The 14533-nt window shown below is 58.2% G+C and carries 14 protein-coding genes; 5 read left to right on the top strand and 9 right to left on the bottom strand.

Annotation, left to right across the window (positions count from 1 at the left end; all coding sequences use genetic code 11):
- Nucleotides 1-115 precede the first annotated feature (115 nt).
- Nucleotides 116-1111 (top strand): catabolite repressor/activator, encoded by a 996-nt coding sequence (cra, locus tag PSPTO_RS05030; protein WP_007246111.1) that lies wholly within the window; start codon nt 116-118, stop codon nt 1109-1111.
- A complete protein-coding gene (locus tag PSPTO_RS05025; protein ID WP_046463568.1) occupies nt 1108-1911 on the top strand; it encodes a TatD family hydrolase in 804 nt (267 codons plus the stop codon). Before cra ends, PSPTO_RS05025 begins: the two co-directional genes overlap by 4 nt.
- Nucleotides 1912-2058: 147 nt before the next feature.
- Here the strand turns inward: PSPTO_RS05025 and ampE are convergent, their stop codons facing one another.
- The 3 genes from ampE to PSPTO_RS05010 all read right to left on the bottom strand — a co-directional run bounded on the left by ampE (nt 2059) and on the right by PSPTO_RS05010 (nt 6025).
- Nucleotides 2059-2895 carry a regulatory signaling modulator protein AmpE gene (gene ampE / locus PSPTO_RS05020; protein ID WP_011103363.1) on the bottom strand — a complete coding sequence of 279 codons (837 nt, stop codon included), beginning with the start codon at nt 2893-2895 and terminating at the stop codon, nt 2059-2061.
- Nucleotides 2896-2910: 15 nt separating this feature from the next.
- Nucleotides 2911-3459: a 1,6-anhydro-N-acetylmuramyl-L-alanine amidase AmpD gene (ampD, locus tag PSPTO_RS05015; RefSeq protein WP_011103362.1), complete on the bottom strand. Its 549-nt coding sequence runs from the start codon at nt 3457-3459 to the stop codon at nt 2911-2913.
- Nucleotides 3460-3769: 310 nt separating this feature from the next.
- On the bottom strand, nt 3770-6025 hold the full coding sequence (locus PSPTO_RS05010) for a DUF1631 domain-containing protein (RefSeq protein WP_011103361.1): 2256 nt from the start codon (nt 6023-6025) through the stop codon (nt 3770-3772).
- Nucleotides 6026-6378: 353 nt separating this feature from the next.
- Here PSPTO_RS05010 and nadC point away from each other — a divergent pair, with 353 nt between their 5' ends.
- The 3 genes from nadC to PSPTO_RS04995 are packed head-to-tail and all read left to right on the top strand — an operon-like array spanning nt 6379 to nt 9642.
- Nucleotides 6379-7227 (top strand): carboxylating nicotinate-nucleotide diphosphorylase, encoded by an 849-nt coding sequence (nadC, locus tag PSPTO_RS05005; RefSeq protein WP_005770545.1) that lies wholly within the window; start codon nt 6379-6381, stop codon nt 7225-7227.
- Nucleotides 7228-7272: 45 nt separating this feature from the next.
- Nucleotides 7273-8343, top strand: a complete 1071-nt coding sequence (locus PSPTO_RS05000; protein WP_005770547.1) for a TIGR00266 family protein — start codon at nt 7273-7275, stop codon at nt 8341-8343.
- A gap of 60 nt (nt 8344-8403) precedes the next feature.
- Entirely contained in the window at nt 8404-9642 is a 1239-nt protein-coding gene (locus tag PSPTO_RS04995) for a VWA domain-containing protein (RefSeq protein ID WP_011103359.1), read from the top strand.
- A 270-nt stretch (nt 9643-9912) separates the two neighbouring features.
- Here the strand turns inward: PSPTO_RS04995 and PSPTO_RS04985 are convergent, their stop codons facing one another.
- From PSPTO_RS04985 to PSPTO_RS04960, 6 genes are read right to left on the bottom strand one after another with little or no spacing between them, the layout of a single operon-like run.
- Nucleotides 9913-10491 carry a TerD family protein gene (locus tag PSPTO_RS04985; protein ID WP_003383244.1) on the bottom strand — a complete coding sequence of 193 codons (579 nt, stop codon included), beginning with the start codon at nt 10489-10491 and terminating at the stop codon, nt 9913-9915.
- Between the two features lie 37 nt (nt 10492-10528).
- Nucleotides 10529-11104 (bottom strand): TerD family protein, encoded by a 576-nt coding sequence (locus PSPTO_RS04980; protein ID WP_003383243.1) that lies wholly within the window; start codon nt 11102-11104, stop codon nt 10529-10531.
- 27 nt (nt 11105-11131) lie between these two features.
- Nucleotides 11132-12166 carry a TerC/Alx family metal homeostasis membrane protein gene (locus PSPTO_RS04975; protein WP_003383242.1) on the bottom strand — a complete coding sequence of 345 codons (1035 nt, stop codon included), beginning with the start codon at nt 12164-12166 and terminating at the stop codon, nt 11132-11134.
- Nucleotides 12167-12192: 26 nt separating this feature from the next.
- On the bottom strand, nt 12193-12642 hold the full coding sequence (locus PSPTO_RS04970) for a tellurite resistance TerB family protein (protein WP_005614818.1): 450 nt from the start codon (nt 12640-12642) through the stop codon (nt 12193-12195).
- A gap of 51 nt (nt 12643-12693) precedes the next feature.
- Nucleotides 12694-13899 carry a TerD family protein gene (locus tag PSPTO_RS04965; RefSeq protein ID WP_011103358.1) on the bottom strand — a complete coding sequence of 402 codons (1206 nt, stop codon included), beginning with the start codon at nt 13897-13899 and terminating at the stop codon, nt 12694-12696.
- A complete protein-coding gene (locus tag PSPTO_RS04960) occupies nt 13896-14489 on the bottom strand; it encodes a TerD family protein (protein WP_005770558.1) in 594 nt (197 codons plus the stop codon). Before PSPTO_RS04960 ends, PSPTO_RS04965 begins: the two co-directional genes overlap by 4 nt.
- Between the last annotated feature and the right edge of the window lie 44 nt (nt 14490-14533).

The raw sequence follows: 14533 nt of genomic DNA, 5'->3' as shown, positions 1-14533 counted from the left end.
TCCTAAAATACTTGAAGTACTTAGGAATTTCCTACGGTCTGGTGTAATGATCGCCGCCACGGCGAAAACAATTCGACGGTCCTGAGCCGCCTGGCCAACTAAAGGAATTTTCGGGGTGAAACTGAGCGATATTGCACGTCTGGCAGGTGTTTCTGTCACCACCGCCAGCTATGTCATCAACGGCAAGGCCGAACAACAACGCATCAGCCCCGCAACGGTCGAGCGCGTCAAGGCGGTGGTCGAGCAATACGACTTCCGACCCAACCCTCAAGCAGCGGGCCTGCGCAGTCGTCACAGCAAAACGCTGGGCTTCATCCTGCCGGATCTGGAAAACCCCAGCTATGCGCGTATCGCCAAACTGCTCGAGCAGGGCGCGCGCAGTCTTGGCTATCAATTGCTGATTGCCAGCTCCGATGATGACCCGGTCAGTGAACTGCAACTGTTACAGCTGTTTCGCGCACGCCGCTGTGATGCCCTGCTGGTCGCCAGCTGCCTGCCGCCCAGCGACGCGAGCTATCGCGACTTGCAGCTCAAAGGCATGCCGATCATCGCCATCGACCGGGAAATGGACCCGAACTTCTTCTGCTCGGTGGTCAGCGACGACCATGATGCCAGCCTGCAGTTGACGCGCAGCCTGCTGCAAACCCAGCCAAGGCACATTGCCCTGATCGGTGCGCGCCCCGAGCTGAGCATCAGCCGGGCCCGGGCAGCAGGCTTCGAACACGCATTGGATGGTTTTGCCGGCACCACCATCGTCGAGCACGGCGAAGCGTTCAGCCGCCAGTGTGGGCAGCGCCTGATGTCCGAGATGCTGCAACGCCAGGGGCATTTTCCAGATGCATTGATCACCACCTCCTATGTGCTGCTGCAAGGCGTGTTCGACGTACTGCAAAGCCAGTCACTCAACACGACCTCACTGCACCTGGGCACGTTCGGTGATACGCAATTGCTGGATTTTCTGCCGTTGCCCGTCAATGCAATGGCCCAGCAACATCAGTTGATCGCTGACAAAGCGCTGCAACTGGCCTTGGCCGCCATCGAGAAGGACGATTATCAACCTGGCGTGCATGCCATCGCGCGCGCCTTCAAGCAACGCATTCACGGGGTGTGAAGGTGTCGCTGATCGATACCCACACCCACCTGGACTTCCCGGACTTCGATGCCGACCGCGCTCAAGTCCTGGAGCATTGCCGCTCGCTGGGCGTGCAGCGCATGGTGGTACTCGGGGTGTATCAGCGTAACTGGCAGCGGTTATGGGACCTGACCGAAGCCAACCCGCAGTTGCATGCTGCGTTCGGCCTGCACCCGGTTTATATCGATGAGCACCAGGCTGAGCACCTGACCGAACTGGGTGACTGGCTGACCCATCTGAAAAGCCATCCGCAGCTTTGCGCAGTGGGCGAGATTGGCTTGGATTACTACGTCGATCATCTGGACAAGGTGCGTCAGCAGGAAGTCTTTGAAACGCAGTTGCAGTTGGCGTCCGACTTTAACCTGCCTGTCTTGCTGCACGTGCGCCGCAGTCATGCCGATGTGATTGCCACCCTCAAGCGCTATCGGATTAAGCGCAGCGGCATCGTTCATGCTTTCGCAGGCAGCCGTGAAGAGGCGCGCGAATACATAAAGCTCGGTTTCAAACTGGGCCTGGGCGGGGCGGCAACCTGGCCACAGGCGCTGCGCATGCATCGCGTAATCGCCGACCTGCCGCTGGGCAGCGTGGTGCTGGAAACCGATGCACCGGACATGGCCCCCGCCATGTATCCCAATCAGCGCAACAGCCCGGAGCACTTGCCGGACATCTGTCAGGCGCTCGCAGCCCTGATGAACATCAGCCCGCAGCGCCTGGGCGAAGCGAGTACAGAGAATGCCTGCCAGCTGTTTGACTGGCCTCATACAGCCCAGAGTGTGTAAAAACGTCACGAGCGAAGGCAAGACAAGGCAAAAACAGGCGAAAAAGCGGAGTCTAGGTGTTCTAAATGAGCATTTTTCGCCTGTTTTTAACGCAGTATTGCCGAGCGCAGTAGTTTTTACACAGTCTGGGCCAGTCGTTGAGGCAAATCAGCGCAATAGCGTCCACAACGCAAACCCTGCGTACCAGACAATCGCGGCACGCACCAGCAGCTCCCAGAGCATGTCGAGGCTGGTCACCCCTTGCGTCCCGATGACCGGCGGCGGGACTTCGCTGGCGGCGCAGCCAACGCGGGTGATCAATTGCGCGGCGCTGATGTTCCAGTTGAGCAATTCGTGCAGCATCACCCGGCTGACCGCGACAAAATTGCCGACCAGCGCAAAGCTTGCTGCCAGCAACCTGACCGGGACCCAATCGAAGGCATGGCGCAACTGCCCTGCCCGCTCGACCAGCGGGGGTGTCTTGCCATGTTCAGCGGCAAGGGCCAAAAGCCGATAAGCCAGCGCCGCCACCGGACCGAGCACGAAATACCAGAAGATCACTGCGAAAAAACTCTGGAACGCCTGCCAGAGCATGTAACCCTGCACGCCTTGCAGCAATTGCTCGCCATTATCGGCCTCAACGCGCATGTCGCGCTGGGCGACGTGCACCGCGGCCTGCGCGTCGCCACGTCGGCAGGCATCGCGAAACGGGCCGAGCACTGCAATCAGGTCGACCCGCCCCAGGCTGTAGATCAGCACCAGCAGGTGGATGGGCAGCACCAGCCAGCCATACGCCACCGACCCGATAATGGTCAGCGCCAGTTGCAGCAGCAAAACCGGCACCAGAATCAGCAACGCCAGCGTCAGCCAGGGGCGTTTCGCCGTGCGCGGGCTGGCCTCACGCCTGGCAAACGCATTCAGCCACGGTTCATCACGTTGTACGCGCTGACGCAGGGCAGAAAACTTTTCGATAAGCACTGCCAGCAGTAGCACCAGAAAACTCATTGTTCGTCCCTCGGATCAATCCTGCAAAGCCGCTTGAAACCTGCCCCAGTCGAAACAGGGGCCCGGATCAGTCTTGCGTCCCGGCGCTATGTCGCTGTGGCCACAGATGCGCTCGGGGGTAATTGCTATGTAAGCCTGCCGCAACTGACGCGTCAGGTCGATCAGTGCGTTGTATTGCGCGTCGGTGAACGGCTGTTCGTCCGTGCCTTCCAGTTCAATGCCGACGGAGAAGTCATTACACCCCTCACGCTCGTCGAAGCTGGATACGCCGGCGTGCCATGCGCGATCAAGACAAGAGACGAACTGAATGACGTCGCCATCACGTTCGATCAGAAAATGCGCTGAAACGCGCAGATCGGCAATCCCCAGAAAGTAGGGATGCTCGGTGGTGTCCAGTTGGTTCTGGAAGAAAGCCTGTACTTTGCCGGTTTTGAATTGTGCCGGCGGCAGGCTGATGTTGTGGATCACCAGCAGCGATATCTCGCCTGCGGGTCGCGCATTGAAGTTGGGCGAAGGGCAATGCTGCACACCATCGCACCAACCGCTCGCGGGGTCCAGTTGCATGAGTGCTCCTTGTGCGAGCGGATGAGTGGTGTTGATTATGCCCGCGACAGAAACAGATGTGGGGGTTCACTCGCGGACCCGCAACGTAGGAAATGCCCTCTGTACGAGTCTCTTGTTACCTACGCATCGGTGCTCAGCGTTTTACATGAGTCCGGATAAGCCGAGAAAGCGGGGCTGGAACCGCGGCATCAGGCGGAGTACAGGATCCCCGTGGGAGCTTGCTCACGAAGAGGCCGGTACAGCCAATGAAGATTTGCTGAACAGTTAGGCCAACACATAGATGTAGGACCGACAACGTAAAACCGAGCGATCAAGCGCCCTTCAGCTTGCGCAGGTTGATGATTACCGATTCCAGTGCACGGTCGAACAGCAATGCATCATCGAGGACCCGTACAGCACCGCGGCGGAACTCGACGGCGAGGCCGATGCGGGTTTTTTCCAGGACTTTCATACCGGTGCGGTTGACGAACACGTAGCGGCCGGTCGGCTCGACGATGGCGGTCAGTTTGCAACGCAGTTTGTGTTCTTCGTCTTCCTGAATCTCGACCCAGCAGCCGACGCGCAACGTGTCGACCATGCGCAGGCCAGCGTCGTCGTCTGGCAGCTGCACCGTCGGCTCGTTGAGCATGCGTTCTTCCGGGGCGATCAGAACGATTTCCTCGACCACCTCCATCATCGGCGGTCCTTCAGCAGGTTCAGCACCTGTTAAATCTGCATCGCCTGGCAGCCCGTTGCCACTGGCTTCCTGCAGGCGCGAGAAGTGCTGAAATGCCTGAACGTGCAACGACTCCAGCTGGCTGAAGAATTCGCTGGTGGCAAACGGATCGAACGCGGCACTGGTGAGCCCGTCGCGCAGCGACTTGAGCAGCCCCGGAACCAGGTCCAGCAGGCGTTGCAGGGCCTGCGGATCGTCGTGTTGCTCGACGCTCCAGATCAACTCGTCCATGGTCGTCAACCCGGCCTGCCATTCACTGGACTGCTCGCCGTGCTTGAGGCAGGTCAGTAGCAGCACCTTGCTCCAGGCCTCCTGCAACAGGCGCACAACCACTTCAGGCAAGGTTTTGCCGAGCAGACGCTGATTCAGCTCCTGCTGCACCTGGTGCCGGGCCAGTTCGGCGCGTGCGCGGCCTTCTTCGGCGTCGCGGGTGCGTTGTTCAAGCAGCTCGCTGCGACGGCGCTCGTCGCTGGTGAAGGCGAGAAAATCCGCCAGCAATTCGGAAAAGATCGCCGGATCGTCGACAAAGTCATTCAGCAGACGCTGCACGATCTGCTCGACACGCTGATAAAGCGAATCACGCTGAAAATCGTCACGACCGCCCCAGCCCAGTGCGGCTGTCGCGATCTCATTGAGCAAGCGTCGAGCCGGATGGCTGCCGCGACTGAAGAAGCTTTTATCGAGCACCGCGACCTTGAGCATCGGAATCTGCAGACGCCCGATCAGCGCACGCAGCGAAGGCGTCAGGTTGCGATCATCGAGGATGAACTCGAACAGCATGGCGATCAGATTGATCACATCTTCATCGCCGCCGCCGACAATCCTGGATTTGCCGGTCTTGACGTTGACGCGCGTCAGCAACTGTTCCAGTTGATTGCGCAGGTCGAAATCGTCAGCTGCATCCTGAGAAGGCACGTATTGCTGCAGGTGAGACAGCAGACGCAGCAAGTCTTTGCTGGAAATCGGGCGTACTTCAGCATTGGGCTCGTGGCGCGGAACAAGGTTGCCACGCACGCTCAGCAGTAATTCCTGCAAGGCCGAGAAGACTTCCTGCACGCCCTTGTCGAGTTTGTCGGCAGCCTCGTTCAGCGCCGGATCGGACATTTCCGAAACACGACTCCTGGGTGCCGCGCGGTCGGACGAACGACGGGCAGGCAGGGCTTTCATGTCCGGCAGCACACCCGTGGCGATCAGCAACCGGTTCGCTTCGCAATACAGGTGGTCGGTGTTGGTCAGAACGTATTTCTCGAACAACTTGAGAATGATCAGCTTGACCTTGATCTCGACACCAAGGCTGCGCCCGGCCTCCAGAAAGAACCTGCAGAGCATCGCCGGCCCGAAGGGGTTGCTTTCCTCGGTGATGGCTTGCGCAATCAGCACGTTCAGGCGCGCAGTCAGCTGGCCCAGCGCAAGACTGTCGCGACTCATGACCTTGCTGACCATCGCATCGACAGCCACGGTTTTCTCGAGCTCGTCGTTATGCACCAGCGCCAGCTTGTCGAATGAAACGGCGGCTGGCAGGGCGGGCTCCTGAATTTGATACTGGCCTAGCGCCAGAAAAGACTCGTAGAACTTGTCGAGAAAGCAACGCTCTATGCTTTTGCGCTTGAGGCGCAAGTCACGCATGGCTTCAAAGAAGATGTTCTGGTCGGTGTTGTTGGAGGCACGGTCAGCCATTTCGAATAACGTATCGTCCGCGTTATCAAACAGCGCCTGCAGGGCATCCTTAAGCTGTTGCGCCGCTTTATCGCGGACCTGCAACAGCACAACGGGTAATCGGGCCAGAGGCGAACTCGCCCCTTGCGCAGGGAGCAATTTGCTCAACGGCACTACTTTTTCGTCGTTCGGCATTACACCCCCTGACAGGAAACAACCTGAACCCCATCACACACGTGGCTTGCTACCCTCGCACTGTGAAGCGACCCCCTTGGCCTTGCAAAACGTCAAACTCATGACGTCAATTCCAAGTCGGATTATCTTTCAAAACTTGTCATCAACACCAGTGAGACTTTTCCTTCACTCTCGTGAGAAATGTGACAAGGCACTCATATGCAGCGATAGACCACGTTTTTTGCGTTCCATCGCAAACCAATTTGCCTAACCGACCAACTGCACGTTGGGCAAACCGGGCATGAGCGCTGGCGCAGGTGGGTTAGCGCGATGCAGTGCCTTATACTCGGACGACTTTGTCAGTGGAGCCCGCTATGCCGAATTTACGAATTGCCGACCTGAGCGCCGAGATCGAAGCCAATGTGCGTCGCGCATTGCTTGAGGATGTTGGCAGCGGCGATATCACCGCCCAGTTGATTCCGGCAGAACGGCTGGCCAAGGCCACCATCATCTCGCGCGATGCAGCGGTGATCGCCGGCACGGCCTGGGTCGATACGGTCTTTCGCCAGCTGGACCCGCGCGTGGCGGTGCACTGGCAGGTGGTCGATGGTGAACGTGTCAGCCCCGATCAGGCGTTGTTCCACCTTGAAGGCCCTGCCCGTTCGCTGCTCACCGGCGAACGCAGTGCACTCAATTTTTTGCAGATGCTTTCCGGGGTCGCCACACGCGCGAAATATTTCGCCGATATCGTGGCGGGCACTCAGGTCAAACTGCTGGACACCCGCAAGACGCTGCCAGGCCTGCGTATGGCGCAGAAATACGCAGTCACCTGCGGCGGCTGTCATAACCATCGCATCGGTTTGTACGACGCGTTTCTGATCAAGGAAAACCATATTGCAGCCTGTGGCGGCATCGCCCAGGCCGTGACAGCGGCGCACCGGATCGCACCGGGCAAGCCTGTCGAGGTCGAGGTCGAAAGCCTGGGCGAATTGAAACAGGCGCTGGACGCCGGGGCCGATATCGTCATGCTCGACGAGCTTAGCCTGGATGACATGCGTGAAGCCGTGCGCCTGACCGCAGGCCGCGCCCTTCTGGAGGCCAGTGGCGGCATCAACGACGACACCCTGCGGGTCATTGCCGATACCGGGGTGGACTATATTTCCATCGGTGCGATGACCAAGGACGTGAAAGCCGTGGACCTGTCCATGCGCCTGAGCATCTGACGCACCGGGCAGACGACTGTCACCAATCGCTGGGGAGTAGACGCTTTGGAACACTGGTTTGTCATGAATGCGGGCAAGCAGCTCGGCCCGATGGATGACGCTGCGGCGCGGCTGATCGCGCGCGAAGCGCCTGGGGCCTGGTGCTGGAAACAGGGCATGCCGGACTGGCTGCCGATCTATCAGGTGGCGCAGGTGCGCGCCATGAAAAAGGACGGCGTGACACCGTTCCCGGATCCGACGCCGGACATGATTCAGCCCAAGCCCTCAGGCCTGCCCGCACAGGCCGGCCCTGCACCTGCGCCTGTACCCGCCAAACGTCCTTCGTTTACCCCGGACCCGAACGCCTCGGGCGGCTACGGTCAGGGGCAAGCGACCGATGGCGTGGACTTCAAGCTGTACGGCGCAGAAACCCAGTTTGTCGAACTGGAGCTTGATCCCGGCGAAAGTGCCGTCGCCGAAGCCGGGGCGATGATGTACAAGACCTGCGACGTGCAGATGGAGACTATTTTCGGCGACGGCAGCAATCAGTCGTCCGGGCTGCTGGGTTCGCTGTTCGGTGCCGGCAAGCGCATGCTCACCGGCGAAAGCCTGTTCACCACGGTGTTCTCGCAACAAGGCTCGGGCAAGGGCCGAGTCGCTTTCGCTGCACCCTACCCCGGCACCATTTTGCCCCTGAACCTGCGCGATTTCGGCGGCAAGCTGATCTGCCAGAAAGACAGCTTTCTGGCCGGCGCCAAGGGCGTCTCCATCGGCATCCAGTTTCAGAAGAAAATCCTCACCGGACTGTTCGGCGGCGAAGGTTTTGTCCTGCAAAAGCTCGAAGGTGATGGCTGGGTATTCGTGCACATGGGCGGCACGGTGCGCAAGATCGAACTGGCCGCGGGCGAAGCGCTGGATGTGGATACCGGCTGCCTGGCAGCCATGACCCAGACGGTCGATTACGATATCCGCATGGTCGGTGGTGGCATCAAATCCATGCTGTTCGGCGGTGAAGGCGTGTTTTTCGCCAGGCTGACCGGGCCTGGCACGGTATGGCTGCAAAGCCTGCCCTTTTCGCGCCTGGCCGGGCGCATGCTGGCGGCCGGGCCAGCCGGTGTGGGCAGAAGCGAACGTTAATGTAACCACTTCGTCATTTGACCGAGGGCTATCCGACGCCCTCTTTGCCAAGGAAGCGACATGCAGATTACTCAAGGTCAACGCATCCCCCTTTCCACGCTGATTCAGGGCAACGATCTCACGCTGTCGATCGTGATCAAATCCGCGCATGTGATCGACTACGTCTGCTTTGGCGTCGATGCCAACGGCAAGTTGTCGGACGACCGCTATATGATCTTCTTCAACCAACCGACCAGCCCCTGCAACAGCGTAAAACAGGCCAACGGCGGGGATTTCCAGCTCGCGCTGGACAGCTTGCCAGCCTCCATCGATCGGTTGGTGTTCACCGCGTCCATTGATGGCGCGGGCGTCATGAGCGATATCCAGGCGAGTCATTTCAGTATTCAGCATCAGGGCCGCGAAGTGGCTCGTGGCGAATTCTCCGGCGCAACCTTCGCCGCCGAGAAAGCCATCATGGTTGCTGACATCTACCGCAAGAACGGTGAATGGCGCATCGCATCCAACCTGCAGGGCTACAACGCCGGGCTGGATGCGCTGGTGGGGCATTTTGGCGGCGTCGCGGATGCGCCGCCCGCCGCGCCTGCCGCACCTGCACGCATTTCACTCGAAAAGAAAATCGCCGACGCCGCGCCGCAGTTGATCAGCCTGGCGAAGAAGGCCCAGGTCAGCCTGGAAAAAGCCAAGCTGACCGACACCAAGGCGCGGGTCGGCCTGGTGCTGGATGCGTCTGGCTCGATGAACCCGCAATACACCCGTGGTCACGTTCAGGAAGTGGTTGATCGGCTGATCCCCCTTGCCGTGCATTTCGATGACGACGGCGCGCTGGATTGCTGGGCGTTCGGGGCAAAGCCGCAGCAGTTGAATGCGATCACGCTGAAAAACTTCCAGAACTTCATCAAGACCGATCACGGAGGCTGGAAAGACTGGGAACTGGGCTCACGCATCAATGATGAGCCGAAGGCGATGCGCATGGTCATCGACTATTACAAGAAGTCAGGCGACAAAACGCCGGTCTACATCCTGTTCATCAGCGACGGCGGTGTGCATCAAGACCGCGAAATCACCAAACTGATGATCGAAGCCGCCAAACTGCCGATTTTCTGGCAGTTCGTGGGCTTGGGTGGTCGCGGTTACGGCATTCTGGAAAAGCTTGATGACATGGGCGGCAGGGTCGTCGACAACTGCAACTTCTTTGCCCTGGATCGTCTGGATGAAGTGCCGGAAGAGAAACTTTATGACCTGCTGATGGAAGAGTTTCCAGACTGGCTGAATGCGGCCAAGGGTGCGGGGATTCTATAGGGGGTAAGCATGCGCAACGATGATCTCAACTACTGACTATCGTGCGACGCTCCGCGTCGCCATGCCGTTCAGGACGCTCCGCGTCCTCTTTGCGACGCAGAGCGTCGCGAAATGCGTTCCCACGCTGGAGCGTGCGGAACGATAATCTTAACTATCGTGCCACACTGGAGCACGTGAACAGATAGCCTTGTAACTAGCCAATACTTTCAAAAGCCCCAATAAAAACCCCCGCCATCGCTGGCGGGGGGTTTTATCGGGCGTTGCTCGGGTTTAGCCGATTGCCACGCCGTGTGCTTCTGCCAACGGCTTCAGGCCGCCTGCGAAGCCTTGGCCGATGGCCTTGAACTTGAACTCGTCGCCATTGCGATACAGCTCGCCGAAGATCATCGCGGTTTCGGTCGATGCATCTTCCGACAGGTCGTAGCGAGCGATTTCCTTGCCGTCAGCCTTGTTCACAACGCGGATGTAAGCGTTTCCAACCTGACCAAAGCTTTGCTTGCGCTCTTCGGCGGAGTGGATGGTGACCGCGAAAACCAGCTTCTTGACTGCCGCTGCCAGGCCAGTGAGCTTGACCGTTACCGACTCGTCATCACCGTCGCCAGCACCGGAGCGGTTGTCGCCCAAGTGTTCAACCGAACCATCGGTCGATTTCTTGTTGTTGTAGAAAATGAAGCTGTTGTCGTCCAACACCTTGCCATTTTCGCCAACGATGAAGATCGACGCATCCAGATCGAACTCGGTGCCGTCGGTAACGCGTGGATCCCAGCCCAGGCCCACGGTGATTTCTGTCAGGCCCGGGGCCTCTTTCGACAGGGAAACGTTACCGCCTTTACTCAGACTTACTGCCATGTTCGTAATCCTTTTCAGAAAAATGGTTAGGCGTGAATTAGAAATTCATGCCGAAAGAGTTGGCAACCGCTTTCAGGCCACCGGCATAACCTTGGCCAACCGCACGAAACTTCCACTCGCCAGCGTTGCGATACAGCTCGGCAAACACCATTGCAGTTTCGGTCGAAGCGTCTTCTGCCAGGTCATAACGAACAACTTCAGAGCCGGACTTTTCATTCAGGACGCGGATGAACGAGCCACCCACCTGACCGAAATTCTGCTTGCGGCTGTCGGCATCGTGAATGGTCACGACAAAAACGACCTTGTCGACATCGGCAGGTACGCGGGTCAGATCGACCTTGAGCACTTCGTCGTCGCCATCGCCAGCACCGGTACGGTTGTCGCCGGTATGCTCGACGGAGCCATCAGCACTTTTTAGCTGGTTGTAGAAAATGAAGTCAGCTTCACTGCGGACCTTGCCATTGGCGCTCAGCAGGAATGCGCTGGCGTCCAGGTCAAACTCCTGGCCGTCAGTGGCACGCGGATCCCAGCCCAGACCAATCAATACGCTGGTGAGGGTCGGGTCGGTTTTCGACAGCGAAAGGTTGCCACCTTTTTGCAGAGTCAAAGCCATGATTCGTTTATCTCCTTTATCCAGTGTTTACGCTTTTTCTTCGGCAGGTTCTTCTTTACCCGGGAAGAGCAGGCTTGCAACGATACCGATGATCAGCACGACAACCACGACCAGCAAGCTGGCGTTGGCGCTGATTTCGTAACCGTGATGGAACAGATGGTTGGTCGCGTTCAGGCCCAGCTTGATGGCGATGAAGAACAGCAAGGCGATAACTGCCTTTTCCAGATGCACCAGATAACGTTTTAGGGCTTCAAGTACGAAATACAAGGTACGCAGACCCAGAATCGCGAACAGCATGGCCGAGAACACGATCAGAGGCTCACGGCTCACGGCGATGATTGCAGGCACGGAGTCGAAGGCGAACAGTACGTCGGAGATCTCTGCCACGACCAGACACAGGAACAGCGGGGTCGCGAACAGAGCGCCTTTGGCGGCCAGTGTGATACCGGCGTTTTCCGGTTTCTTGACTTCTTCTTCCAGCACCGAGCGACGCACGAAGAAGTTGCTGCCGTGCAGTTTTGGCCACACCGGGAACAGTTTCTTGGCGAAGCGATAAGCCATGTGTTGCGAGTAGTCGACTTCTTCATCGTCGTCATCACCCGCTCTGAGCATCATGATGGCTGTCCAGGCAACGATGACCGCAAACACCACTTCGACCCACGGGCCCAGCGCCAGCAGGCCTGTACCGATGGCGACGAAGATGCCGCGGAAAACGATGGCACCGATGATTCCCCAGTACAGAACGCGGTGGCGCAGGCCATCCGGAATCTTGAACCAGGAGAACAAGGCCATGAACACGAACAGGTTGTCGACGCTCAGTACTTTTTCCAGCGCATAACCGGTCACGAACAGCGTGGCAACTTCGGAGCCGTGCTGCACATACAGGAAACCGGCGAAAGCCAGCGAAATGGCGACCCAGAAAATCGACCACGCCGAAGCTTGCGCGAGGGTGATCGGCTTGTTTCCGCGATGGGAAAACATATCGATAGCCATGGCCGTAATGGCCAGACCGACGAAAACCGCCATCGTGAGTGGAGGGAAGCCTAGAGAGGTGCTTTCCATTTAACTGCGTTCCTTAGGGTAAAAAATTACAGGTCGAAATCGGACGGGTTGAGGCCAAGCTCTCGGCAGATCGTGCGGCAGACTTCCCGCTCTTTCTCATCGAAGCTGCCATCGGCACCACCGATAGCACAGCAGACGCGCACCAGCAAACGGGAGGCGTCTTCTTTCTTTTTGATCTTGCCGATGGTTTTCAACGCTTCGGCACGGCCAATTTCAAAATCGAACTCAAACTTGGAGCAGGCTTCCTGAAAACCCTGAATGACTTCCTTCATGTCGAAAACTTTCAATTCCTGAGAGTTTTGAATGAAACCGGCCATTTTCTGCTTTTCACTGGAGCTGATATCACCGTCAGCGGCCGATACCAGGGCACAGCCGGAAACCACAGCGTCCATGAATTCGCGATTCTTGAACTTCGAGACTTCCGAAGCCAGCTTGTCGCGAGCAGCTGTTGCGTTTGTTTTCAACCAGTCCAGCATGTCTATCTCCCATGAGGCGGCACAGCCAGCCCAGAAATACCACGGTGTTGTTTACTTGGAGCCGGCGGCCCAGCGCATGCCCCAGCCATAGGCCTTGTCCATGTTGCTGTGGCCGTTATGGAAATCGACACAGCGCGTCACCTTGACCGAGCCGTTGTCGTTTTCCAGCAAAGCAATTGCACACATGCCCTGACGACCACCTTCTTCATTGAGGCGAACCTCAATGGGCGGCTGACCTGGCGCGTGGATGGTGACAACTCCGTCGGTTTCTTTCCAGTTTGGCGCACCGTCGTAGATGAAGGCATAGACCAGAATTCGACGGATCTTGTTCCAGTGAGCACCGTTGATGTGCAGCCACTCGCCGTCGCTGATAGAGCCGGTACGGTCATCACCCATCAATTTGATGAAAGGCTCGGCATTGAGCGAACCAAACGAGTCGCCCAGTGCCTGAACAGCGCCTTTGAAACCGTCCTGCAATTCAAAGAGGCAGCCTACATCAAGGTCGATGGCCGTGCTCTTCTTCATCGAGAAGAAGCCGCCGCCTTTGGTGTCGTTGCGACGGTTCCAGTTCAGGTTGACGCGCATCTCGCCGAAGCCGGCACTGGATTTTTCCAGACTGATCGAAGCCCGGGTCTTGTCCAGCGTAATCTTGCTCAGGTTGACGGTCGGCTTGGCCGCTGGCGCTGGAACAGGTGCAGGTGCAGGTGCAGGTGCAGGTGCAGGTGCAGGTGCAGGTGCAGGCTGATCCTGCGGCGCGGAGACTTCAACCCCAAAGTTTTTTGCCAGTGGCTCAAGGCCGCCGGCAAAACCCTGGGCGACGCAACGGAATTTCCACGCGCCCTGACGCAAATAGAACTCGCCCAGAATCAGCGCGGTTTCTTTCATGCCGTTGGTAGGGATATCCGCTTCGATACCGCCGGTGATGTTGAGGGCCAGACGCGACACGCTGCCAAAACTGGCTTTGTTCTCGTAGATGGTCGCGGTCAGGGCAACCTTCTCTATGACCGGGTCAAGGCGGCTGGTATCGAGGCTGAATACCGCACGACCGGCCGACGCTTCCGTCTGCTGGACCGCGCCGCCGTTCACGCTTTTCTGGCCATAGAAACACATGTCCTGATCGCCACGCACCTTGCCAGAACTGGTCAGCAGGAACGCAGATACATCGATATCCGCATCCGCGAGCGGAGAATAAATGATCTCCACCGTTAGCGGACCGGCAGCGACTGGGGCGTTGGCGCCCGGGACAAGTTGGGTCATGCGCGTACAGCTCCAATAGCCAGTTCGACCAGATCATCGGCGGTACGGCCGTTGGTGGCCTGGCCTACGGCGGTGAAATCCCAGCCGGACGGCGTACGCGACAGATAAGACATCACCACGCCCGTGTGCTGGCCTTTCTCGGACAGATCAAAGCGGCCCAGTTCGTTGCGAGTGCCCAGATCCACGATGCGGCAGTAGGCATTGGCGACTTTTTCGAAGTTCTGACCGGTGAACGAGTTGACGGTGAACACCAGATACTTGACCGTCGCTGGTAGTTTTTCCAGGTCAACGCTGATGGTTTCATCATCGCCAGCGCCTTCGCCAGTACGGTTGTCGCCGGAGTGCAGAATGGCACCGTCGCGCGATTGCAACTGACGGAACCAGACCAGATCGAGCGGCTTTTTATCGGCATCGAGCATGATGCACGAGGCATCCAGGTCGATATCGCCCCCACCACCACCGAGCAGTTTGCCGAAGAAACCACTGGCTTTCTCAGGGTCCCATCCAAGGCCCATGCTGACTTTTTTGAGGCCGGTGCCAGCGGTTTTCTCGAGAGAGATCGTCTGGTTCTTTGCCAACGTGAGTGCCATTTTTCGCTCCATGTGGTCGTCGGAATACGGATAAAAGTGTTACA

It is taken from the genome of Pseudomonas syringae pv. tomato str. DC3000 (genome assembly GCF_000007805.1).
Classification (GTDB): Bacteria; Pseudomonadota; Gammaproteobacteria; order Pseudomonadales; family Pseudomonadaceae; genus Aquipseudomonas; species Aquipseudomonas avellanae.
Note: the sequence above shows the minus strand (reverse complement) of the source record. Positions and strands in the feature narration are given on the sequence as shown.